The organism is Corallococcus terminator, assembly GCF_049194865.1.
Lineage (GTDB): Bacteria > Myxococcota > Myxococcia > Myxococcales > Myxococcaceae > Myxococcus > Myxococcus terminator_A.
This window is the reverse complement of record NZ_JBLZWL010000129.1, coordinates 1-23,679: the sequence shown is the minus strand read 5'-3', so window position 1 is coordinate 23,679 and position 23,679 is coordinate 1. Positions and strand designations below refer to the sequence as shown.

At 69.8% G+C, this 23,679-nt stretch carries 19 protein-coding genes and 1 pseudogene; 12 read left to right on the top strand and 8 right to left on the bottom strand.

The genetic code is table 11. The features are described from left to right. The first annotated feature begins 26 nt into the window (after positions 1-26). The 9 genes from ACN469_RS37960 (at position 27) to ACN469_RS37920 (ending at position 11,699) form a co-directional block, all read left to right on the top strand. Positions 27-1,460, top strand: coding sequence for a TolC family protein (locus ACN469_RS37960; RefSeq protein WP_498776291.1), 1,434 nt, complete (start codon positions 27-29; stop codon positions 1,458-1,460). Positions 1,461-1,479: 19 nt separating this feature from the next. Next, positions 1,480-2,823, top strand: a complete 1,344-nt coding sequence (locus ACN469_RS37955) for a POTRA domain-containing protein (protein WP_498776289.1) — start codon at positions 1,480-1,482, stop codon at positions 2,821-2,823. Between the two features lie 23 nt (positions 2,824-2,846). Continuing rightward, positions 2,847-3,404 (top strand): TetR/AcrR family transcriptional regulator, encoded by a 558-nt coding sequence (locus ACN469_RS37950; protein WP_498776287.1) that lies wholly within the window; start codon positions 2,847-2,849, stop codon positions 3,402-3,404. 288 nt (positions 3,405-3,692) lie between these two features. Next, positions 3,693-5,336 carry a hypothetical protein gene (locus ACN469_RS37945; protein WP_498776285.1) on the top strand — a complete coding sequence of 548 codons (1,644 nt, stop codon included), beginning with the start codon at positions 3,693-3,695 and terminating at the stop codon, positions 5,334-5,336. 52 nt (positions 5,337-5,388) lie between these two features. Beyond that, positions 5,389-6,879: a glycerol kinase GlpK gene (glpK, locus tag ACN469_RS37940; protein ID WP_498776283.1), complete on the top strand. Its 1,491-nt coding sequence runs from the start codon at positions 5,389-5,391 to the stop codon at positions 6,877-6,879. Continuing rightward, positions 6,876-8,258, top strand: coding sequence for a hypothetical protein (locus ACN469_RS37935; RefSeq protein WP_498776281.1), 1,383 nt, complete (start codon positions 6,876-6,878; stop codon positions 8,256-8,258). Before glpK ends, ACN469_RS37935 begins: the two co-directional genes overlap by 4 nt. Positions 8,259-8,313: 55 nt before the next feature. Further along, entirely contained in the window at positions 8,314-8,625 is a 312-nt protein-coding gene (locus tag ACN469_RS37930) for a 4a-hydroxytetrahydrobiopterin dehydratase (protein ID WP_498776279.1), read from the top strand. Positions 8,626-8,669: 44 nt separating this feature from the next. Continuing rightward, on the top strand, positions 8,670-9,938 hold the full coding sequence (locus tag ACN469_RS37925) for a hypothetical protein (RefSeq protein WP_498776633.1): 1,269 nt from the start codon (positions 8,670-8,672) through the stop codon (positions 9,936-9,938). 255 nt (positions 9,939-10,193) lie between these two features. Beyond that, positions 10,194-11,699 (top strand): hypothetical protein, encoded by a 1,506-nt coding sequence (locus ACN469_RS37920; protein WP_498776277.1) that lies wholly within the window; start codon positions 10,194-10,196, stop codon positions 11,697-11,699. A 57-nt stretch (positions 11,700-11,756) separates the two neighbouring features. Here the strand turns inward: ACN469_RS37920 and ACN469_RS37915 are convergent, their stop codons facing one another. Continuing rightward, on the bottom strand, positions 11,757-12,164 hold the full coding sequence (locus ACN469_RS37915) for a cell envelope biogenesis protein TolA (protein WP_498776276.1): 408 nt from the start codon (positions 12,162-12,164) through the stop codon (positions 11,757-11,759). Positions 12,165-12,292: 128 nt separating this feature from the next. Next, complete coding sequence (locus tag ACN469_RS37910) at positions 12,293-13,447, bottom strand: tetratricopeptide repeat protein (RefSeq protein ID WP_498776274.1); 1,155 nt, start codon at positions 13,445-13,447, stop codon at positions 12,293-12,295. Positions 13,448-13,651: 204 nt separating this feature from the next. Here ACN469_RS37910 and ACN469_RS37905 point away from each other — a divergent pair, with 204 nt between their 5' ends. Continuing rightward, positions 13,652-13,828, top strand: a complete 177-nt coding sequence (locus ACN469_RS37905) for a helix-turn-helix domain-containing protein (RefSeq protein WP_498776272.1) — start codon at positions 13,652-13,654, stop codon at positions 13,826-13,828. 13 nt (positions 13,829-13,841) lie between these two features. On the opposite strand, the gene ACN469_RS37900 is transcribed toward ACN469_RS37905, so the two are convergent. The 3 genes from ACN469_RS37900 to dapE form a co-directional block, all read right to left on the bottom strand. After that, a complete protein-coding gene (locus ACN469_RS37900) occupies positions 13,842-14,615 on the bottom strand; it encodes a LytR/AlgR family response regulator transcription factor (protein ID WP_498776270.1) in 774 nt (257 codons plus the stop codon). Then, positions 14,612-15,748 (bottom strand): sensor histidine kinase, encoded by a 1,137-nt coding sequence (locus ACN469_RS37895; RefSeq protein WP_498776268.1) that lies wholly within the window; start codon positions 15,746-15,748, stop codon positions 14,612-14,614. Before ACN469_RS37895 ends, ACN469_RS37900 begins: the two co-directional genes overlap by 4 nt. Positions 15,749-15,821: 73 nt before the next feature. Beyond that, the gene (gene dapE, locus ACN469_RS37890; RefSeq protein WP_498776266.1) at positions 15,822-16,904 is read right to left on the bottom strand and encodes a succinyl-diaminopimelate desuccinylase; all 1,083 of its coding nucleotides are present in this window, start codon (positions 16,902-16,904) and stop codon (positions 15,822-15,824) included. A 246-nt stretch (positions 16,905-17,150) separates the two neighbouring features. Between dapE and ACN469_RS37885 the strand changes: the two genes are divergently transcribed. Both ACN469_RS37885 and ACN469_RS37880 read left to right on the top strand, forming a co-directional pair. Continuing rightward, positions 17,151-18,869 carry an ankyrin repeat domain-containing protein gene (locus ACN469_RS37885; protein ID WP_498776265.1) on the top strand — a complete coding sequence of 573 codons (1,719 nt, stop codon included), beginning with the start codon at positions 17,151-17,153 and terminating at the stop codon, positions 18,867-18,869. Positions 18,870-18,905: 36 nt separating this feature from the next. Beyond that, a complete protein-coding gene (locus ACN469_RS37880) occupies positions 18,906-20,354 on the top strand; it encodes an ankyrin repeat domain-containing protein (protein ID WP_498776263.1) in 1,449 nt (482 codons plus the stop codon). A gap of 634 nt (positions 20,355-20,988) precedes the next feature. Here the strand turns inward: ACN469_RS37880 and ACN469_RS37875 are convergent. The 3 genes and pseudogenes from ACN469_RS37875 to ACN469_RS37865 all read right to left on the bottom strand — a co-directional run. Beyond that, on the bottom strand, positions 20,989-22,746 hold the full coding sequence (locus ACN469_RS37875; RefSeq protein ID WP_498776262.1) for a hypothetical protein: 1,758 nt from the start codon (positions 22,744-22,746) through the stop codon (positions 20,989-20,991). A 107-nt stretch (positions 22,747-22,853) separates the two neighbouring features. Beyond that, a complete protein-coding gene (locus tag ACN469_RS37870; RefSeq protein ID WP_498776631.1) occupies positions 22,854-23,489 on the bottom strand; it encodes a cupin domain-containing protein in 636 nt (211 codons plus the stop codon). Between the two features lie 62 nt (positions 23,490-23,551). Then, positions 23,552-23,679, bottom strand: a pseudogene (locus ACN469_RS37865) (2,3,4,5-tetrahydropyridine-2,6-dicarboxylate N-succinyltransferase); the annotation flags it as partial.

Below are 23,679 nucleotides of genomic sequence, written 5' to 3'. Positions count from 1 at the left end.
CTGACGCACCCGCCTCGGTCCCCACCATGCTCCTCCATGCGCTCCTCACCAGTGTCCTGCTGACGCAGGCGCCCAACCTCTCCGCCACTCCCGGACGCACCCCCACTTCCCAGCCGGCGAGCGACACACCCGTGCGGGACGCGGCGTCCCAGGCGGCCTCCGGCGTGCCGATGCCCGCGTCTGGCACGGAGGCGACCGCGCTCCCGCTGCTCACGCTCGAGGAGGCCATCGCCCTCGCGGAGAAGCAGAGCCCCAGCCTCGACGCCGCGCGCGCTCGGCTCCAGCAGTCCAAGGAGCTGGGCAACAAGGCCTGGTCCGGCTACCTCCCCAGCGTCACCGCGAGCGGCTCGTACCTCCGCAATCCGAGGGAGCTGACGTTCACCCTCCCTGGCGCTCCGGAACCCATCACCTTGCAGAAGCAGGACCAGCTCTCCGGTCAGATTTCCGCGCGGCAGGCCCTGCTCGTCCCCACGCTGTGGCCCGCCATCAAGAATGCCTACCTGGGTGAGAAGGTGGCGGGACTGACGGCGGAGAACTCGCGCCGCGAGATTCTCTTCTCGGTGGCCCAGGCCTATCTCGGCGCCGCGAGCCTGCGGGAGGCGATGGCGGTGCAGGAGCAGCTCCTGGAGGTCCGTCTCGGCTTCGAGCGCGATGCCAAGAATCGCTTCGAGGTGGGTGACGTGGAGCGGCTGGCGCTGCTGCGCGCGACGCTGGACCGCAAGCAGGCCGAGCAGGAGGTGGTGCGCAGCCGCAACGCCTATGCGACCGCGAAGAGCTCCCTCGCGGCGCTCCTCGCGCGGCCAGTGGACTTCGACGTGGCGGCCCCCAAGGAGGCGGCCGTCGCGGTCCCCTCCCAGGCGGGAGATGCGAGCACGGCGGAGAAGACGGCCCTCGACCATCGTCCAGACGCGGCGGCCGCGCGCCTCAACGTGGACCTGGCGCGCGGTGGGCGCCGACAGGTCGCCATGGAGTACTTCCCCACCCTGCATGCCACGGGCAACGTCTCGACGAGCAACACCGCTGGCCTCACCGGCGTGGCGTCCACGTGGACGGCGGGACTGGCCCTGTCGTGGAACCTGTTCGACGGCGGACTGCGCGAAGCCAACCTGCGGGAGTCCTCCGGGAAGATCGCCGAGGCGAACGCCAACCTGCGCGGCACCGAGGAGAAGATTCGCGACGAAGTCCGCAAGGCGCGCAGCGAGTTGGAGAGCGCGGAGGTCAACCTCAGCACGGCCGAGGAGCGGGTGAAGCTCGCGTGGGAGAGCGCACGGCTCGCGAAGCAGAGCTTCGATGCGGGCGCCACGACGTACCTCCAGGTGACGGACGTCAACGCGACGCTCGCGAGCGCCCAGATGTCCGCCGTGACGGAGGCGCTCAACGTGCAGCTGTCACGTCTGGCCCTGGCCCGCGCGACGGGCCTCTTCGACCCCACCGGCAACTCCCTGGCGCCCGCGCGGTAGCAGCGATTCATCGAACGCCATGAAGACCGCATCCATGCTGAACACGTCCCTGCACCACGCCCGACTCCTCGTCGTGCTGCACGCCGTCGCGCTCCCGTTCTCGAGCCGGGCTCAGGACGTGAAGACTCCATCGAGCCCTGGCCCCGCGCCGCTCGCGGGAGAAGTGTCGATTGAAGCCTCGGCCCCACCGCCCGCGACGCTGACGGGGCGCATCGAGCGCATCGACATCCAGGGCAACACCCGCACGCGGGAGTCCGTCATCCTCGGAGCCATGCGCATGGCTCCGGGGGATGTGCTCACCACCGGAGACGCCGCCGAGCTGAAGCGCAGGCTGCTCAACCTGCAGCTCTTCAAGAGCGTGGAGGTGCTGACACGTCCCGAGGGCGAGGGCGTCGGACTCCAAATCACCGTCGAGGAGCGCTGGACGCTGTTGCCCATCCCCGTCTTCTCCTCGGGCAAGGGGCAGTGGCAGGCAGGTGTCTTCGCCGTCGAGAGCAACCTCTTCGGGCTGCGCAAGACGCTGGTGGGCGGAGGGATGTGGGGCAACCGGGGAGGCACCCTGTTCTCCATGTATCGGGACCCGAGCATCGGAGGCAGCCCCTGGACGGGCCTCCTCTCGTTCCAGTTCGCCAAGACGGACAGGGAGCGCCACGTCCGGGACGTCATCAAGGACACATACACGGACAGGCGCTTCGACATCGCGGGGACGCTCGGCTACCAGGTGACGCCGGAGCTGAACGTTGGCGCGGGGTGGTTCTCCCTCATCAACAAGCCACTCGCCTTGACGACTGGCCCGGAGACTCCTCAGCGGGGAGAGGTGCACGGAGTCAGCATGTCGGCCGAATACCTGGGCCAGGACTTCCATTTCTATTTCAACGAAGGCCTGGTGGCTCGGGCGCTCTACCGTGAGGGCCTGGGCTTCCTGGGTTCTTCTCGCGAGCTGCGTCAGGTGTCGCTCTTCGCGAGCTACACACTGCCTGTCTTTGGCAACCACGCGCTGACCTTGACGGCCCAGCACGGACAGACGCGAGGGGACGCGTTCCTGGACGCGCAGCTCCTGGGCGGTCGCACGGGGAGCCGTGGCTTCGCCGCGGGGACCCTGTGGGCGGAGACGGCGAGCTCGGCGACGTTGGAGTATCAGGTGCCGCTCTGGAGCCCCAGCATGCTGACCCTCACCGCGCATGCCTTCGTGGATGTGGGCCGGGTGGAGTGGCGGAGCTCGTTGCTCAAGTACGTCTCCCCCGGAGTGGGCGTCCGCGCCTACGTCCGCGAGGTGGCGATTCCCGCCGTCGGCATCGAGCTGGCGAGAGACCCGCTGTCGGGAGACGTGGTGACCTCGGTGGCGGTGGGCTTCGGCTTCTAACGGCCTTCGGAGTGAGCGCTCGCATGATGACCGTCGTCTCGATGATTCCCAGACAGCGGGCCGCCATTCTCACGGCGGCACGCGAGGCCTTTGCCCGGCGGGGCTTCACAGGGGCCTCCATGCAAGACATTGCGCGGAGCGCGAGCCTGTCTCCGGGGATGCTCCACTCCTACTTCAAGACCAAGAAGGACCTGTTCAACGCGGTGGTGGACCAGGTCTGGGCCGTGGCGCTCGCGGACATCGAGGCCGCCGTCTGGGACGCGAGGACTCCCGAGGTGAGGTTGCAGACGTTCATCGAAATCCGTCAGGGGATGGTGGAGCGGATGATTCGCGACCTGCGAATCACCACCGCGGCGCTTCGCGACATCCTCCCCCTCGTCGAGCCGTGCCTCGCCGGCCCCCGGGCTCGCGAGCTCGCGCTGCTGGAGGCCATCTTCGAGGAAGGCAGGGTCCGGAGGTCCTTCGCGGTCCACAACCCCCGGGCGACCGCCCGTGCACTGGCGGCGGGACTGCATCAAATCGAATGCACCATGGTGCGCTTCTGTCTGATGCCTGGCTTGCGCGCCTCCAACCTGGAGTGAGCCCTCCCCCACCGCACACTCCAGCACCCGCACCTGTTTGTTTGAATCCGCCACCCGAGAGCGCTGACCGGGCCTCACTGCTCACCACGTGACGCCGTCCCCCACCTCGGGGGCCAGGCCGCGCATTTCCTCCCATGGGCAGCGCGGCGCTTCCTCACATCCCTCGCCTCACCCTGTCATGCCCCTGGCGCGTCCCATTCCAGCCTTCGCGCTGCTGGCACCCGACTTGCCTCCAAGCCACCGGCGCGTGAGGGCCGTTCGCCCAGGGCCGTCGGAGGCAGAGCAGACATGTGCGGGCATGGACGAGGTGGATGGTGGCTGGGATTGCTGGGCGCGCTCTTGCTCGCGGGCTGCAAGGACAGCGTGGACACACGCGCGCCGCCCATCGAGGACCAGGAGGAACAACCCGACGCGGGCACAGCGCCCGTCGATGACGACGCCGGAGCACCCGATGCCGGTGAGCCCCCTGACGCGGGCCTCCCCGACGACGCGGGCACGCCCGACGCCGGAGCACCCGATGCCGGCCCGGCCAGCGGCCCACCCATTCCTCCCGATGCCAGCGGCTGGCGCTTCCTCGGCTCCGCGCAGGGTGGACCGCGCGAGGTGCTCGGCGTCACCCAGGACGAGGGCGGCAACCTCTGGGTCGCGGGCGGCGAGGACGGCCTCTGTCTGCTGCGCCCCGGCGCCAACACCTTCCAGTGCTTCACCATGGCGGACGGCCTGCACCCCTGGGCCGCGTGGAAGGGCAAGGACCCGCTGCCAGAGAACCGCTACCTCAAGGTGACGGCGGTGACGGGCGGTCCCCCGGGCACCGTCTTCGTCGGCTACCAGGGCCGCCCCAACTGCGAGAGCGAGTTCTACAAGGCCCCCGGCCAGCCCGAGGACCCCGCCATCTACAAGAGCGGCGACGCGGACCGCGTGGAGCTGAAGGTCGATGGCACCCTGGCCGTCGTCCACTATGACCTCCACTCGCCCGCGCACTCGGTGCCCGGCTATGGCCACCGCGAGAAGCTCTGCACGGTGAACCGCATCGTCTGGGACAAGGCCACCCAGGGCCTGTGGTTCGCCGCCAACCATGGCCTCGCGTGGGGCGAGGCGAACTACCAGGGCGGCGAGGCCTGCGCCAATGCCGAGGTCCGCGCCGCAAACGCGTGGCCCTACGTGTCCCATGATGCCCAGGGCAACGAGGTGGACCGCGAGCTGCGCCAGCGCTGCAAGTTCGGCGTCATGGAGCACGTCCACCCCGCCATCCAGATGCACGGCACGGACGAGACGGACGAGGACAGCCGGCTCGCCGGGGACGTGTGGGGCGTGGCGGTGCGTCCGGATGGCGACGTGTGGATGGGCACCGCCATCCGCAGCTCGCGCTTCCGAATCATGACCAACGCCGTGGGCCACGCGGGCACCGGCGCGCCCTGGAACTTCGAGGCCGCGCGCAAGCAGTCCGAGGAGAAGAAACACACCGCCAACCGCATCGACATCTGGCCCGACGCCGTGGCCGAGCCCATCCCTCCCACGCCCGCGCAGCGCAAGGACGACGTGGTGAGTGATTTGGCGCTGATGCCGGACGGCACCGTGTGGGTGTCCAGCTTCGCGTGGGGCCTGGCGAAGCTGAGCGACACGGGGCAGGTGGTGGACCATGAGCTGACGGGGGAGGCGGAGCGCTTCGTGGCCTCGCTGGAGCGGGACTCTCGCGACGGCAGCCTGTGGATTGGCCACCGCTGGGGCCGGGGTCTGATGCGCCTGCACACCGAGGGGACCGTCATCACCCACAACAAGGCGCTGGGCGGACTGGCCAGCCAGCCCCTCTGGGATATCCAGGTGGTGGGCACGGGCGACTCGCGCGTGGTGCTGGTGGCCTTCGGGGCCACTCGTGATGGCGCCAACAACATCACGCGTCCGGGCGCCATCGGCATCTACACCGGCCGTTGACGTGGAGTAGGGTCCTCCCAACGCGCCGTCAATCTTTGGGAGGACCCACCCCATGCCGAAGGCGAAGTACGTCCTGGCCCTAGACCAGGGCACCACTGGCACCCACGTCTCCATCCTCGACTCGAAGCTCAAGGTGGTGGGCCGCTCCTACAAGGAGTTCACCCAGCACTTCCCCAAGCCGTCCTGGGTGGAGCATGACTTGGATGAAATCTGGACCACCAGCGAGTGGTGCATCAGCCGCGCGCTGAAGGACGCGGGGCTGGTGGGCCGGGACATCTCCGCGGTGGGCATCACCAACCAGCGCGAGACGACGGGCCTGTGGGCTCGCGACACCGGCAAGCCCCTGCACCGCGCCATCGTCTGGCAGGACCGGCGCACCTCGGAGCTGTGTCGGCAGCTCAAGGAGCGCGGCGTGGAGCCGCGCGTGCGCGAGACGACGGGCCTCGTCGTCGACCCGTACTTCTCCGGCACCAAGCTCCACTGGCTCTTCGAGCACGTCAAGGGCGCTCGCGCCAAGGCGGAGCGCGGTGACGTGTGCTTCGGCACCATCGACACGTGGCTCGTCTACAAGCTCACCGGCGGCACCACCCACGTCACCGACGTGTCCAATGCCAGCCGCACCCTGCTGATGGACCTGAAGACGTTGCAGTGGAGCGACGAGATGCGCGCGCTCCTGAAAATCCCGGCCGCGTGCCTGCCCCAGATTCGCGGCTCGGCGGAGGTCTACGGCACCACTCGCGGCATGCGCAGCCTGCCGGACGGCGTCCCCGTGGCGGGCATGGCGGGAGACCAGCAGGCCGCCCTCTTCGGTCAGGCGTGCTTCGAGCCCGGCGAGTCCAAGTGCACCTACGGCACCGGCGCGTTCCTGTTGATGAACACGGGCACGGAGCCGGTGCGCTCGTCGGCGGGCCTGCTCACCACCGTGGCGTGGCGCCTGAGCGGCACCGGCTCCACCACGTACGCGCTGGAGGGCAGCAGCTTCATCGCGGGCGCCGCGGTGCAGTGGATGCGCGACGGCCTCAAGGTCATCAAGCGCGCGCCGGATATCGAGGCGCTCGCCGCCAGCGTGAAGGACTCCGGCGACGTCGTCTTCGTCCCCGCGCTCGCCGGCCTGGGCGCGCCGCACTGGCGCCCCGAGGCGCGCGGCCTGTTCGCCGGCATGGACCGCTCCACCACGGTGGCCCACATGGCGCGCGCGGTGCTGGAGGGCATCGCCCTGCAGATTCATGACCTCGCGGAGGCCATGCGCCGCGACAGCGGTCGGGACATCCCCGTCTTCAAGGCGGACGGCGGCGCGGCGGCCAACAACCTGCTCATGCAGTACCAGGCCGACCTGCTCGGCGTGCCGGTGGTCCGCCCGAAGAATCTGGAGACGACCAGCCTGGGCGCGGCGTTCCTCGGCGGCCTGGGCGCGGGCGTCTGGGACAGTCCTGACGCCATCCGCCGCGCGTGGAAGGCGGACAAGGTCTTCAAGCCGAAGATGAAGGCCGACACGCGGGAGCGCCACCTGGCCAAGTGGAAGCGCGCGGTGGAGCGCGCATGAGCCGGGCGGCGCGTGCGAGTCGGCTCGCCGCCATCGTGCTCGCCCTGGTCCTCGGGGCGGGCTGCCCCGGCGACCCGGTCCCAGGGGACTGCATCCAAGGCGGCACCAGCACGGCGCCGACCCTGCTCGCTCCGTTGGGCCAGCCCGTGGCGCTGCTCGTCTCCGCCGCCACGAACATGGACTGTGGCCGCGCGGGAGACGCGGTCCCCGAGTCCGTCACCGTCGAGGTCCAGGACCCCAACAACCTCCCCGTGGAAGCCACGGCGACGGTGAACTCGTGGACCTGGATGGCCAACGTCCGCTTCACGCCGACGATGACGGGCCGCTACCACCTCATCGTCTCCTTCGCGCCGGTGGGCAGCCTGCAGCAGTTCGACGTGTACGTGGCGGAGGACGAGCGCCAGCGCCCCTCCGTGGCGCGGGTGACCAACAAGGCCGAGTGTCTGCACCTGGCGCGCACGCGCGGCGGCACCTGGGTCTGCGATGGCCGGGCCTTCCGGGAGTCAGGCGAGCAGGAGCAGCCGGTGGGACAGGCTCGCAACCCCGCCGTCGCCGTCGTCGGTGACGTGGTGTGGTCGCTGTTCGAAGGCCAGGTGCGCCGCTACGTCGACCCGGGCACCGGCCCCCTCGTCCTCACCGGCACCGCGCCCTTCCCGCTCAACGCGAGCATGGACACCACCCCGCACACGCGGCTGGCCACGGAGGATGAGTACGTGCTGGTGGATGCCACCACCGTGTACCGCTACATCTTCCGCGAGGGCACGGGCGTCCTCGCCGTACCGACGTCCGAGTGGGCCGGGCTGCCCGGGCTGACCTTCAGTCCGGATGGTACGCAAGTGATAGCGCTGCGCGCGGACACGACGCTCTGGCTGGTGCACCGGCTTCAAGAGCCGGTGACCTTCGTCGCGCGCACGTGGGCCTGTCCCTTCCAGCTCGGCGCCCAGGACACCTACGTGCCCGTCCCGGGCAAGCCCTGCACGCCCGTCACCGGAGAGCCCCTTGGCTACGGAGAGGGCGTGCTGTGGATGCGAGTGATGCGCTCGTCCGGGCAGGGGTTCAGCAGCGTCCTGCTCCGCTACACGGTGACGGCCGGACACGGCCTCCAGGAAGCAGGCGAGCTGCCCCTGGACCCGGGCCTCTCCGTCTCCCCGCCGGAGCTGCGGTACGGCCCCACCCTGCCCGTCGTCACCTCCCTCACGAGCTCGGAGTTCCGCGCCACTCCGCGCTGGGACTCGGAGCGTGGCGAGTTGTTGCTCGTGTTGCTGCCCGGCGCCGGAGTGAACCCTGGCGTTACGCGCATCTCGGACCATTTCACCTGGACGGTGAGACACGACGTGATTCCCGAGCTGCGCATCTACCCGTGGACGTCCACCCCCTGACGTCACCGTACGGATGGCTTCCCTCGGGCGCGAGAGCGGATATGAAGGAGTCATCATGGCCCAAGACCGCACCCTGCTCGCTCCCGAGGCGCTCACGTCCTTCCTCGCCCAGCACCCCGACTGGAAGCTCGAAGGCGGGATGATTCGCCGCACCTTCGAGGCGCCCTCCTTCCTGGCGGGCATCGCCTTCGTGGAGAAGGTGGCCCAGGCGGCGGAGAAGGCGGACCACCACCCGGACATCGACATCCGCTGGCGCAAGGTGACGCTGGCGCTCGTCACCCATGACGCCGGGGGCCTCACCTTCCGCGACACCGCCCTGGCGGCGGACTCCGACCGGCTCTTCGCCGAGGTCGTGCGGGCGCAGTGAGTCCCTTCGCGGTGAGTGCCTCCAACGACGTGACGGACTCCAGGATGGGCGGCTCGACGCGGTGGAACAGATGGCTTCGCGCGCTCGGTGGATGCGCGGTGCTGGGCCTTTCGCCCGCGGCCCGGGCGCAGGATGAGCAGCCCACCGAGCCGCGTCCGGAGCGGCTGTACTTCAACCCCGGCGCGCTCCTGGGCTCGGCGCGCGTGGTGGCGCTGGGCGGTGCCTACGTGGGCATCGCCGAGGGCGCGGCGGGGTTTCCCAGCAACCTGGCGGCGCTGGCCCACCGGGGCGCCGCGCTGGAGAAGGACTGGGACCTGGGCGTCACCCTGTCCTGGTTGGACCTGCCCTTCACCAGCTCCCGCGGGCGCGACGTGGACAACGACGGGCGCCCGGACGAGTCGCAGGACCGGCGCCAGCTGCTGGGCGGCCTGCTGTTGCAGTACAAGCGCTTCGGCATCGGCTTCGCGCTGCGCAACAGCGCCGTCACCTACTGCGCGACGGAGGCCTGCGCGGGCGACAGCGAGCGCATCCGCGTGTCGATGACGCAGTCGGTGCTGGCCGGAGCGGTGTCTTTCGGACAGGACGACTTCATCCTCGCGCTGGGCATCTACGCGGCGCAGGCGTCCTTCCGGCTGGCGTCGGGCGGGACGGAGCTGCGCTACGGCGACACGGGCGTGGCGGTGGACATGCTGTACCGCCCGCATGGGCGCCCCTGGCGACTGGGAGTGACGGTGCGTCCGGAAGTCGTGGCGGACTGGCGGCGCGAGGAGGGCCAGGCGCCCGTGCTGGCGGACCGGACGCTGTTCGGCGCGGTGGTGTCCCCAGCGGTGCTGTCGGTGGGCGCGAGCTGGCGGCTGGGCGAGGGCGCTGAGCGCTACAACCGCCTGTCTCCCGCCGCCCGGCGACAGCTCGTCGTCGAAGGGGATGCGCTGCCGGTGCCGGAGGAGGAGCCGCGGGATGCTCCGGCGGGACGGTGGCTCATCAGCGCGCAGGTGGACCTCTTGTCCGGCGTGGACAACGCGGTGCCGCTGCGCACCTTCGCCTCGACGGCGCAGGAGGAGCGCGTGGGCTCCGGCTCCGAGTTCGCCCCCCGGCTGGGCGTGGAGCACGACACGGTGCAGGGGATGATTCGGCTGCGAGCAGGTGTGTACGCGGAGCCCTCGCCCTTCGACGGCCGGCCGCCGCGCCCCCACCTCACCGGCGGCTTCGAGGTCTTCATCCTGCGCTACTGGGAGGACTGGTCCATCAGCGCCTCGTTCGACCTGGCGAGCCGCTACACCAACGTCGGCTTGTCCGTGGGCTTCTGGCGCTGAAGGGCGCGCGCGTTGCCCGACGTGGGAAGCGCGCCTCCCTCACAGGAGACGTCCGGTGTGCATGCGAGGCACGCGCGCGCCTCGCGCATGAGCGGGCGCGCGGCTCGAAGCGGGCGGGCGGGCAGACGTCGCACACGGTATTGCTGGCACCTACCAGCGTGGAGACCCTCGGAAGGGCGAGGGGGCTTCATGCATCCAGGGCGGCGGTGGTTCCGGACTGTCGCAATCGCGACAGCGCTGGGATGGGCGGGGTTGGTGACGGGGTGTGATGACGCGGAGGCCGAGACGCCTCCTGATTGTCCGAACCCTTCGCGGAACGACTGTCCCGCGCAGGAGACACCTTCGGAGGAAGACGACGCGGGGACTCCACCTCCCGAGGAGACTCCGGACACGGGGACTCCGGATGCGGGCGGTCCGCCGCCGGTGGAGCCGCCACCACCTCCTCCTCCGGCGACGCCGGGGAGCACGCTGTGGCTGGCGCGCGAGGGCACCGCCCAGGATGACCTGGCGCTCGGCGCGTCGATGGATGCGAATGGGGACCTCCTCACCGCGGCCCTCTACGAGCTGGACGACCTGCAGGAGCGTCAACCCACGGACAACACGGTGCGGCTGACGCTCGCGCGGCGCGCCTCGACGGGCGAGATGCGGTGGACGCGGAGCTACCCGGTGCGCGTGGCGGAGACGCCCGCGTCGCTGCGCGCGGATGTGAATGCCCGCGTCGCCCCGGCGCCCGAGGGCGGCCTCTTCGTGGCGGTGGATGCCCGGGGGCTGGTGGACTTCGAGCCGCTGGAGCTGGGCGAGGGCGCCTTCCTCGTCCGCCTGGACCCGGCGGGCCAGGTCCTCTGGTCGGCGACTGTTCCAGGGAGAGACGCCACGGTGGCGGACCTGGTGCTGGATGCCCAGGGACGGCCGATGGTGGCGTTCAACACCTCGGGCGCGACGGACTTCGGCGGCGGCGTGGCGGGCTCTGGCGCGGTGGTGGTGACGTACTCGGTGGACGGCAAGCCCGAGCGCGCGCTGTCCGTCGGCCGGGCGGAGGGCTCGGACTCGCGGGTGACGGTGACCACCCTGGCGCGCGACGCGCAGGACAGGATGGTGGTGGGCGGGAGATATGTGGGCGCGGCCCGCTTCGGCACCCAGCGCACGGAGGCGGCGCAGGATGGCAGCCCCTTCGTCGCCGTGTACGAGGCGACCGGCGCCCTGGCGTGGGCGAGGCCGCTGGCCCAGGCCCGAGGCACCGTGAGCGACGTGGGCGTGGACGGCCAGGGCACGGTGGTGGCGCTGGGCTCCTTCCTGGGCACGGTGTCGTGGGGCACGTCGAAGCTGCAGGGCCACGTGTACCGGGCCAGCCCGTTCCTGGTGTCGGCGGATGCCAAGGGCAAGGAGCGATGGAGTCGCAACCTGGGCGATGGCCTTCAGGCGGGAGCGCTGGGCGTGGAGCCCTCGGGCGGGCTCGTCATCGCCGGGTTCACCTACTCGCTCATCGTGGATGGCGCGTCCGGGCCGGACGGACTCGGCTCGGCGCAACCCGTGGCGCTGCGCTACGGCGCGGATGGCGCGTCGCTCGGGTTGCGCTTGTATCTGTCAGACCCGCCTCGGCCTCGAGGCGAGCTGTATGGCGTGGAGGACATCCGCTTCGTGGAGGTGCTCCCGGACGGCGATGCCCTGCTCTTCGGTCACACAGACCGGGAGTCGGACTTCGGCACCGGCCGCAGGGCGCCCGCGCGCAGTGATTTGTTCCTGCTGCGCATGAAGCGCTGAGCACGCGGCGGGGACCCTGTACTTGGAGGGGGTCCCCGCTTGCGTGCGAGGCGGCGACTAGCGGCGCGTCGTGCGGCGGGCGGGGGTCTTCCGGGCTCCCTTGCGCGCGGCGCCACGGGTGGTGGCCTTCTTCCGGGCCGGGCTCTTGCGCGCGGTGCGACCGGCGGCCGCCGTCCTGCGCGTGGTGGCCTTGCGAGCACCCTTGCGCGTCCCCCGGACAGCGGTCTTCCGCTTGGCCGTCTTGCGCGTCGTCGACTTGCGAGCGGCGGTCTTGCCCCGCTTCGCGGAGGCACGGCGCGAGGTGGTCTTCTTCGCACGGGCACCGGTGCGGCCAGCGGCCTTCTTCGTGACACGGCGCCGACGCGTGGACGACTTGCGCGTCGAGGACGACGTATCGGAAGCCACGCCCAGGTCAGAGGGCGCGATGGCATCGGTGATCTGCGAATTGACGGTCTCGTGAGTCATTCCAACTCCTCGGTGAGGGAAGCTGCCTGCATTACGACCCACAGCGTACGCCTGTGCGCACGCGATGAGAGCCACCCCCCTCGCGCAGATGAACAACAGCGGACGAATGGCGCGTCAGCCTTCACGCATCACGGTGCGTGAGCCAGCTCGCGTTCGACCTGCTCCACCCGCGCGAGCGACTCCGTCAACCCATGCGCCTTCGCCACAGCGCGTGCCTGTCGCAGCCGCTCCTCGACGCGGGCCCGCTCGCCGCGCAGGGCGTGGGCCCGCGTCACCTCCAGCAGCAGCTCCACCGTCGAGAGCCAGTCCTCATGGGACTCCGCGTTGGAGAGGGACTGCTCCAGCAAGGGGAGCGCGGCGGTGGCGTCCTCGCGGCGCAGGTGGATGCGGCCCAGGGCGGCTCGGGCCTCGCGCTCGCCCGACGGGTCCTTCAGCTCCAGGGCCAGCTCCAGCGCCTTGCGCGCGGGCTCCAGCGCGGAGGTGCCCTTGGGCTCGAGCCGGGAGCGGACCAGGGCCACCGTGACGAGCGCGAACACCTGCCCGGTGCGGAAGCCCACCTGCTCCCTCAGGCGCAGCGACTCCTCGAACTGCTCCAGGGCCAGGTGCAGCTCCCCCCTGTCCTCCGCGAGCCCCGCGAGGTGCCGCAGGGCGTAGGACTCCATCAGCGCGTCTCGCGACGTCCGGGCCAGCGCCAGGGAGTGCTCGAAGGAGGCCTTCGCGCCCGCGGGGTCCCCCTGGAACTGTTGGGTGAGGCCCAGGTGGAAGAGCGCCTCGGTGTGCCCGCGCGTGTCTCCGGAGGACTCGGCCAGGGCCCGGGCCTGCTCGAAGAGAGCGACGATGGGCGCCCACTCGCCCTTCCCCGCCAGGAGCTTGTCGAAGTAGTGGAACATGCCCTCGGCATCCAGCGCGGCCACCCGGGCGCGCGCGTCCCCCGAGTCCTCCGCGAGCCGACGTGCTCGACGCAACAGGTCCAGGACAGCGCCCGCATCCATTCCGGGCTCATGGCGGAGCTGGCGGGACAGGACGCGGCCCAGCTCGGCTTGGAGGCGGGCCTCGCCGCCCAGGTCCCCCAGGAGTCGAGCCCGCTCACTGGCGAACCGCCCCAGCGCGGCGGCCTCATGGAAGCGGCTCTCCAGGTCATACGCCTGCATGACGGTGACGGCCGCATGGGTGAACCGGCGTACCTCCTCCGCGGTGACAGCGTCTCCACTTCCACGCGCCGACTTCCCGGCCGCGCACGCCGTGACGAGCGCAGCCAATCCCACACACACGACAGGCCTCATGACGTCCTCCGAGGGGAGGCGACGGGCCTCCCAGGTGAGCGGAAGGCTAGGGACGGAGCGGCCCCGTGGGGGACGGCTGGGATGAGACGCGGAATCGGGGGACGAGCCGAGGCTGGACGAGGACGAACCCCTCGCGCTGACGCTGCTCGCCAACGTCCTGACGCATGCCTTCGCTCTGCAGAGCGAGCTCGAAGAGATCTTCTGATGCCGATTCGAATCACGCTGGCCGAGGTGCTCGCCAGAAAAGGCCTGAAGGCGAAGCAGATCGGCGTGAGCCAGACGCACCTGTCCAAGCTCTGCATGGCCCTCGAATGCGAGCCGGGCGACCTCATCCAGTACGACCCGGACCCTGGAGACCTGCTGGCCGTCGACGAGGAGTGAAGAGATGCGCACGTCACAACGGATGGCCGAGCACCTGCTCCAGCCTGGCCCGGTACGTGCGGCTCAACGTCAGCTCCTGTCCATCGCGCAGCACCAGCCGGTGGTCCCCCGACAGCGTGGGTGACAGCGAGACGATGCGGTCCACATTCACGAGCGCCGAGCGGTGCACCCGAGCGAACCGACGCGGCGGCAACCGCGCCTCCAGCTCCGCCATCGTCTCGCGCAAGAGGTGCTCCTCCGCGCCGACATGCAGCGTGACGTAGTTACCGGCGGACTCCACCCAGTCGAGGTCCTCCACGGGCACCAGCAGCGTCCGACTCCCTGTCTTCACCACCAGTCGCTCGGTGGACCCAGTCCCGGGTTCCGGGCGCAGCTCCTGGAACAAGCGCTGGAGCTGCTGACGCAAGTCGCCTGGAGGCGAGACCAGTCGCTCGCGCACACGCGTCAGCGTGCGACGGAAGCGCTCCACCGTGAAGGGCTTGAGCAGATAGTCCACCGCGGCGACATCGAAGGCCCGCAGCGCGTGCTGGGGCCACGCCGTCACGAAGACGATGACGGGCGGAGGCACCAGCGACGCCTCGGCCAGCACCCCGAAGCCATCCCGCTCCGGCATCTCCACGTCCAGGAAGACCAGCGCGGGCCGCTCCCGAGCCAGCACCTCCAGGGCCTCCTGCCCGTCACCACACTCCGCCACCGGATGCAGGTCCGGCTCCGAGGCTAGGAGCATGCGAAGCCGCTCACGGGCCAGCGGCTCGTCATCGACGATGAGCGTGCGCACCGTCGTCATGGCCGGGCACTCCGGTAGGGCAATGAGAGCGAGACGACGAAGCCGCTCGGCGCATGAGCCCGCCACGTCAACGACTGCTCGGCACCATGGAGCCGCTCCAGGCGCGCGCGCGTGGACCCCAGGCCAATGCCTTCCTTCAGCTCCGTGCTTCCCACGGGCGGCCCCACGCCGTCGTCCCCCACCTCCAGCGCCAGCCGCTCCCCGTCGCGGTGCACTCGAACCCAGACACGGCCCGGCCCCCGGCGCGGGGCGATGCCGTGACGAATGGCGTTCTCGACCAGGGGCTGGAGCAGCAACGGAGGCACCAGGGCATCACGCACCTCCGGGGACACGTCCACCTCCACCTGGAGCCGGTCCGAGAAGCGGGTGCGCTCGATGTCGAGGTAGGGCGACAGCAACTCCAGCTCCTCGGACAGGGGCACCTCGTGGCGACCGTCCCGCTCCAGGCTCGCGCGCAGCAGCTCGCTGAGCTGCCCCACCATGCGGTCCGCCGACTCCACATCCCGATGCATCAGCGTGGAGATGGCGTGCAGCGTGTTGAACAGGAAGTGGGGACGGAGCTGGCTGCGCAAGAGATGGAGCTGCGCCTGCGCGAGCTGAGCCTCGAGCATCGAAGCCCGCACCGCCTCCTCGCGCATCCTCCGCGAATATCCCAGCGCCGCGTCGAGCCCCACCACGGAGAGGTAGACGAGCAGGTCGAAGTCCGTCGTCTTCGACAGCATCCACGTGAAGTGCGCCCAGGCCGCCCGCCCCCCACCGTCAGCCATCAGCAGGAGCTGACGCAGTCCCGCGACGAGCGCCAGGTGCAGCACCGCGAAGAGCAGCCCCGGCGGCACATGAAGCACCAACTGCACGGGCCAGGGCTTCCCCGTCGCGGCCACCCGGCGCGCCACCGCGAGGATGCACGGCGTGAGCAACGCCCAGCAGTACCAGACGATGGCGCCCGTCAGCAGGGCCTCGCCGGTGTTGGGGGGCTCGCCTCGCGACGCGCGGTAGACGAAGAGCTGCGCGCCATAGAGGAGCGCGAGCACCGTGTAGCCCGCCAGTACCAGCGCGGGTCCACGCCAGCGGCTCCCAAGCCCGCGCCAGGAGGCAGCGGGCGCGGCGGCGCGAGCAGGGGTGTTCCAAGACACGAGAGGACTCGACGACATGGTGGGCGCGGTGGACTCTAGTCCTCCCGCGCCCCCATTGCGGAAGCCCGCCCCGTCAGCCCTTGAGGAACGCGGCCAGCTTCTCGTAGGCGACGGCCAGGGGAGCGATGGGCGCGCTCTCGTTGGCCTGATGGGCCTGCGCCGTCTCACCGGGGCCGTAGTTGATGGCGTCCACGCCCCACTCGCCGAAGCGGGCCACGTCCGTCCACGCCTGCTTGGACGCGGCGGGCAGCCCGGTGATGGCGAGCAGCTTCTGGAACAGCGGATTGCCAGCGACGACGGGCCCGCTGGGCGACGCGTCGGTGATCTCCACCTCCGCGCGGCCCGCGACGAGCGCGTGCACGTCCGCCTTCGCCTGTTCGATGCTCTTTCCCGGCGCGAAGCGGTAGTTGAGGTTCAGCTCGAACGCCTCGGGGATGACGTTGCGCGCGCGCCCACCCTTGGCGAGCGTGGCGTTGATGACCTCGTAGAAGCGGAAGCCGTCGACATCCACCTCCACGCGCTGACGGGCCAGCAGCTCCGTGAGGAACGGGCCCGCCTTGTGGATGGCGTTCTCCCCCTGCCAAGGCCGCGCCGAGTGCGCGCTGCGTCCGGTGAAGCGCACCGTCACCTGCATGGAGCCGACACAGCCCACCTGCACCTCGCTGTCCGTGGGCTCCATCGCGATGCCGAACTTCACGCCCGCCAGGTCCGGCCGCTTCGCGAAGAGGGGAATCAGGCCGCTCTCCGCGTAGGCGCCCTCCTCGCGCTCGTAGAAGAGGAACGCGAGATTCACGGGCAGCGTGTCGCGGCGCAGGTCCTCCGCGAGCGCCATCATCACCGCGAGCCCGCCCTTCATGTCCGAGGCGCCCAGGCCGAAGATGCGCTCACCCTCGATGCGAGGCTCCCGCCCCACGTCACTGGGGTGCGCGGGCACGGTGTCCAGATGGCCGATGAGCGCCACCGTGGGACGAGGGTCATCCAGGCGCCCGAGCAGCAGCGTGTGCCCTACCCGGAAGACCTCCTTCGCGGGGAAGTGCTGGAGGGCCCAGCGCTCGACGAAGTCGGCGATAGGACCTTCGTGGGTGATGGGGCTGGAGATGCGGCACAGCTCGAGCGTCGTGCGGGCGAGCCTCGTGGCGAGGTCTTGAGAGGACATGCGCCTCGCACCATAGCGCCACCCCCACCCCGCCCGCTGGCCTCTCGTCCACGGCGACAACGAACGGGGTCGGCCAGCAGGCAGGACGGGGGCTTGAAATCATTGATTTGTGGAAAACCCCATGACACGCGGCCTCGCCCGTGCTCGGGATGAAGGGCGGTGCGCGACGAATCCCCCCCGGGATTGCGGGTGACAGTGCCCAGGTGTTCACTGACACTCGCGCCGCTTTCCACCTCCGAGGCTGAAATGTCGGCGAAGTCGAACAGTGACGCGACCCAGGCTTTGCTCTCGCTCTGCGAGGCCAAGGCCCGCTGGAAGAACGAACTGAACGCGGAGGCCGTGAAGAAGGCCGTAGCCGACGGCGCGGACGTGAAGGCTGGCAACTCGTACGGCCTGACGGCCCTGCATCTCGCCGTGCAGGCGCCCTACTCGGAGGGCGACCCGCTCCCCAGCGTCGACGTGGCACGGGCGCTCATCGAGGCGGGCGCGGACGTGAACGCGCGCGACCACCATCAGCAGACGCCGTTGATACACGCCGTCAGCTACGAGCCGGACAAGGCCAGCGAGGAGCGGGCGCTGGAGCTCATCCGGGTGCTGCGCGCCGCGGGCGCCAAGGTGCCCTCGGAGGTGAAGGACAGGAGCGGCGGCGCGTTCAGGCTGTCGACCGAGGCGCTCTACCGGGAGGTCCTGGACGCGGGCGCGGCCGTCGACGCGCGGGACGATTCGGGACAGACGCCGCTTCACCGCGCGATGGGCGCGGGCAAGCCGGAGCTCGTGAAGCTGCTCATCGAGCGCGGCGCCGACGTGAATGCCATCGACGGGATGGGACGCACGCCCGTGGGCGTGGGGCTGCGCACCAAGGAGGAGGTGTGGGTGGCCCACAACAAGCGCACGCCGGGCTTCGTCGCTGCCATCAGCGCGCTGGAGGCCGCCGGAGGCAAGGCGAGCGTTCCCATTCAGTACGACAGCACGGACCCGTTCGCGCCCTTCCCTATCGACGAGGCCGCGCTGACGAAGGCGCTGGAGGGCAAGAAGCTCTCCTTCAAGCACGCGGTGAGCTCGGCGCAGGAGCTGGCCACGGGGCTGCACAGCTTCGGTGACCCGAACGATGCGTTGGACAAGCTGGAGGCTGTGAGTGACGTGCTCGAAGTGGAGGAGCGGACGGTCCGGCTGAAGGGCCCGCTGACGCTCAAGCGCGTCTTCTTCCACCACGGCGACCTGGAGGTGGACGGCGACCTGAGCATCCAGAAGCCGTTCGCGGTGACAGGCGACGTCATCGTGCACGGCGTGGTGCGGGACTGCGGGAATGACTCGCTCGTGAACATCCTGGGCGACCTGAAGTGCCACGGGCTCTACACCGACGGAGAGTTCAGCGTCGGGGGCGACATCGAGGCGCGCGACGTGGTGCTCGGCTACTACAACGACCACATCCTGAGCGCGGACACCATCCGGGCCAAGGTCGTCATCGAGGATGAGCACGCCGTCGATGCCACCATCGAGGCCGAGCACCACTTCGACATCGACACGTACGCCCAGGGCCACGGCGAGGGCGTGGCCGACGACCTCCGCGCCATCTTCGTCGACCAGGTGTTCGAGGGCGCCGAGGACGCACCCGAGGAAGAGGAGTCGGACGAGGAGGAGCTGGACGAAGAGGCCCTCGACGTGGAGGACTCCGACGACGTCGACTCGGACGACGAAGAAGAGACGGACGACGAGGACTCCGACGACACGTCCGATGATGAAGAGGACTCCGACGACGACGAGTCAGACGAAGAGGACTCCGACGACGAAGAGGAGTTGGACGACGAGGAGTCCAGCGACGAAGAAGCAACGGACGACGACTCCGACGATGAAGAGAGCTCGGACGACGACGACGAGGATGAAGAGACGCCGCAGCTCGACAAGGGAGCGCTCTTCGACCGCATCAGCAAGGGGCTGCCGGTCTTCCGCAAGCAGAAGAAGTAGGCGTCCCGCGCCTCCGCCAAACCCCTCGAGGCTGAAATGTCGGCGAAGTCGAACAGCGACGCGACCCAGGCCCTGCTCTCACTGTGCGGGGACAAGTCCCGCTGGAACACGGAACTGAGCGTGGAGGCCGTGAAGAAGGCCGTATCCGAGGGCGCGGACGTGAAGGCGTGCGACGCGCACGGAATGACGGCCCTGCATCTCGCCGTGCAGGGGCCCTACACCAAGCGCGAGCCGCTCCCCAGCGTCGCCGTGGTGCGGGCGCTCATCGAGGCGGGCGCGGACGTGAACGCGCGCGACAAACACCAGCAGACGCCGTTGTTGCGCGCCCTCCCCTTCGAGAAGAGCCAGGAGAGCGAGGACCGGGCCCTCGAAATCGTCCGCCTGCTGCGCGCCTCGGGAGGCACGGCGCCCTCGGACGTGAGGGACAGGAACGGCGGCGCGTTCAATTCGACGTCCGAGGCGCTCTACCGGGAGATTCTCGACGCGGGCGCGGCCATCGACGCGCGGGACGACTCGGGAGAGACGCCTCTTCACTGGGCGGCCATGGGCGCTCCGGACAGAGTGAAGCTGCTGCTCGAGCGCGGCGCCGACGTGAATGCCATCGACGGGATGGGGCGTACGCCCCTGGGCGTGGGGTTGCGCAAGAAGCCGCAGCAGTGGGTGGAGCACAACAAGTACACGCCGGGCTTCATCGCCGCCATCAGCGCGCTGGAGGCCGCGGGAGGCAAGGCGAGCGTCCCCTTCCAGTACGACAGCACGGACCCGTTCGCGCCCATCCCCATCGACGAGGCCGCGCTGACGAAGGCGCTGAATGGCAAGACGCTCTCGTTCGAGTACACCGTCAATCACCCCGTGGGCTCGGCGCAGGAAGCGGCCACGGGGCTGCACAACTCCGGTGAGCCGAGCGAGGCGCTGAACAAGCTCAAGGCCATCCGCGGCGCGCTGCTCGGGGTGACGGAGCGGAAGGTCCACCTGAAGGGCCCGCTGACGCTGAAGCGAGCCTTCTTCCACCACGGCGACCTGGAGGTGGACGGTGACCTGGAAATCAAGAGACCGTTCGCGGTGACGGGGACAGTCACGGTGCACGGCGTGGTGCGCGACAACGAGAATGACTCACTCGTGAACATCCTGGGCGACTTGAAGTGCCACGCGCTCCACACCAACGGAGAGTTCACCGTCGGGGGCGACATCGAGGCGCGCGACGTGGTGCTCGGCTCCTACAACGACCACCTGCTGAGCGCGGCCACCATCCGGGCCAGGGTGGTCATCGAGGACGACCACGCCTTCGACGCCCACGTCGAAGCGGCGCATCACTTCGACATCAACAGGTACGGCCACGGCGACGGCGTGGGCGCCGAGCTGAAGTCCATCTTCGTCGACGACGTGCTCGAGCCCGACGAGGACGACGGCGAGCCGGCGCGAGTCGACCGGCGCGCGCTCTTCGACCGCATCAGCCAGGGACTGCCCGTCTTCCGCGATAAGTAGAATCCACACAGACGCGGCCCTCGAACATCTCCCTGCGAGGCCTATCCTCCTCCAGCAGTAGTGCCCTGAAGGGCAGTCCGTGCAGAACCCAACACTCCAGGGAATCACTCCGAGGCAAATCCACACACACAATCAGAGCTGTGGCACATTTCCAGGACTCTCGGTTTCGCTATGGCGAATCGCGGGAGCACCGGATGGAGAATGCAGCCATCCGTCGGCAACGCTTCACTCAAAGGACACACCATGAATAGGAAGCTCGCGGGTCTGCTTGCGATGACGGCACTCGTTATTCCGGCGTGGGGTTGCGGCGGTGCGGCACATGATCTGGACGATGCCGCCGTGAAGGAGCATCTGGCCAAGCATGAACATGCACTCTATTCCGCCGAAGGACCCTCATCAGAAGAGCCGGGCGGCGCCGTGTGCTATTGCTATACCTGCGCCAAGCACCACCCCCCTGAGTGTCTGTAAGCCACTCCACTCCTGAAGCCCCACCCGGCTGAGCGACGTCAGGCCAGACCGCGGAGTTGCCATTCATTGCAGAGGGAGCGACCCCAGACATCACGGTCGCTGCCTTTGCATGTGGGGGCAGGAAAGCCAGCCGCCTTCGACGAGAAGCACGCCTGAGCCTTGACCGTCAGAACGTCCGGATGAAGTCGAGCTCCACGCCCGGGTTCTTCACGCCACCCGCGTCAGCGGGGGACACCGCCTGGGCCTTCGCCGGAAGCGCGGGGCTGCCTGACGCCTGCCACGCGGACACGTGTCGGAACGAGTTGGCGTCGAAGCCCGCGAGCATCAACACGTTGGGCACCCGCGAGGGCAGCGGCGCGTTGTCGTAGGCCTCCAGGTTCCACAGCACCACGTCCACCGGACCCAGCACGTGGTGCCACGCCTGGAGCACGGCCTGGAGCGGCGGCACGCTCGCGTCGAACTCGAGGCCCTTCTTTCGCAGCGACTCCACCAGGGCCGGATCCACTTTCTGGACCTCCGGCGGATGGAACTGCATGTCGGAGAAGAAGTAGAGCGTGCGGGGCCTGGGCCGCGAGGGATTCTTCAGCAGCAGGGTGATGAGGTTCATCACCGCGTTCACCACCTGCGTGCCGCCCCACCCCTGCCCGCCGCGCAGTCTGGCGGACAGGTCGAGCACACCCTGCCCCGGAGCGAGGTCCTCCACGAAGATGTCATCGGAGAACGTCGCCGCGTACCCCAGCTCGCGCGACATCACCGCGGCCAGCACCACCGCCACGTCCCCCACGTGCGCGGAGCTCTTCGCCCCGCCCAGCTTCGTGGCGAACATGGAGCCGGAGATATCCGCGAGGCCCAGGCTCTTGCCCTCCGGCAACAAGCCCTCGCACACCTTCTCCAGGATGACCTCGAAGACAGGCGCGATGGCCGGCTCCGGGTCCGCGTGGAAGCAGTCCTCCTCCTGGGAGTTCTGCCGCGTCTTGCCCCACATCGCCGCCCACCACCCCATGTAGACCTGATGCGGCCACAGCCCCGCGAAGCGCCGCTTGCGCGCCTCCGCCAGCAGCACGTCCACCGGAATGCCCGCCCGGTACATCGCGCGCAGGTAGCCCTTGAAGGCCAGGTCCGGCAGCAGCCCAGGCACGTCCAGCACGCGGCGCCACGTCTCCTGCGTCGACCCCATGAACGACAGCGCCTGCTCCGTGGAGAGCCGCCCCTTCACGAAGTTCTCCACGCTCGCCTCGCCGCCGAAGAACGCGCGGCGCGCCTCCAGCAGCTCCAGCCCCTGCGCCAGGGCCGAGCGCTCACGCGTGGGCGCGTGCAGGTAGCGGTAGAGCTTCAGCGTGCGCTCATCCAGGTGCGCCTTCGCCACGCCCATCGCATCCACCAGCCGAAGGCTCGCGCGCTGGCCATTCTTCCGGCGCCGAGAGAGCGGGAACCGCCGCCCCGCGTACTTGAGCAGCTGATACAGGTCCATGTCCGCCAGCGCTCGCGCCATGCCCTTGCGCGCCGCCTCGGGCACCTCGCCCAGCCCCAGGTTGTCGAAGTGCGTGACGAACACCGCCACGTCATCCGCGCGGTGTCTCAGACAACGGAACGTGTACTCCTCCGTGAAGGGCCCGTCCGGGTCCGCCGCCGAGAGGATGGCCGGCGCGGCACTCCCCTGGATGCGATTGCCCTTCCCCTTCACCGGGTCGCGCATGTACGCGGCGAACTTCCAGCCGAAGCCCCGCTCGTGACGCTCCGCCGCGAGCAGCGCCGCCGCGTAGCGCTGAATCTCCTCCACCTGGGTCCGGTAGAAGCTCTCCTCGAGCAGCGCCGAGCCCTTGGTGAAGGTCAGGTGCGTCAGCGGGTCCGTCTGGGACAGGTCGAAGGCCGCAGCGCCCTCGTGCGTCAGCGCTCCCACCACCTCACGCAACACCCGAGGCATGTCCCCTCCCGACCTGAAAAGAAAAGTCGGCGCCCCGCCCCTGATGGCAAGCCATCAGGGGCTCATGGACGAAGTAGGGGCGCCAGATGTCTCAAGGCTATGACAACTCACTCGGGCGTGGCGAGTTCTTCCTCGAACTCCGTCGCGCCCTCCAGCAGCGTCGCGCACACGCACGCGGGGCCCTGCAGCGCGCTGAAGCCGTGGGCACTGCCCTCCGTCTTCGTCAGCTCCTCGCCCGGCCACACCTCGTGCCCGTCCTGCTCGCGCAGCCCGCCCTCCAGCACCAGGTTCAGCTCGCGGCCATGGTGCGTGTGTCGCGGGTAGCGCACGCCCGGGCCCAGCCGCAGCACCGCGGCCATCATCCCCTCGCGCCCGGGCCCCGGCTCCACCGGCAGCAGCTCCGAGCCCTCCACCGGCCCCGGCATCCACTGCGACGCATCCGACAGCGACTCCAGCAGCGCCAGCGCCCGCTCCCTCGACAGGTCGTAGAACGCGGCGACCTTGTCCGCGAAGCGCTCGAAGCGACGCGGCCCCTCCATGCGCTCCATCAGCCCCTGCAACACGGCGGCGGGCGGCTCGACGGGCGGCACCGCCATCGACAGGCCCTCGCGAGCCATGGACAGGCGGTCGGCCTCGACCCGGCAGCGCGAGCACGTGGACAGGTGACGCTCCGCGGCCTCCCAGGCAGGAGAGTCCAGGGTGCCCAGCGCCCACTCGGCCAGGATGTCGTCGAGGTGCTCCATCGTCACATTCCGTCCCGTCACACTCCCTCTACGGAAGTATCAACCGCTCCGGATTTCTGGTGTCAGACCGGGACGGCGAAGTCTCGAAGGGCCGAGTTGAGGCTTGTCTTCTTGTCCGTGGACTGTGTCCGCTGGCCGATGATGAGCGCGCAGGGGACCATGAACTTCCCCGCGGGGAACTGCTTCTCAC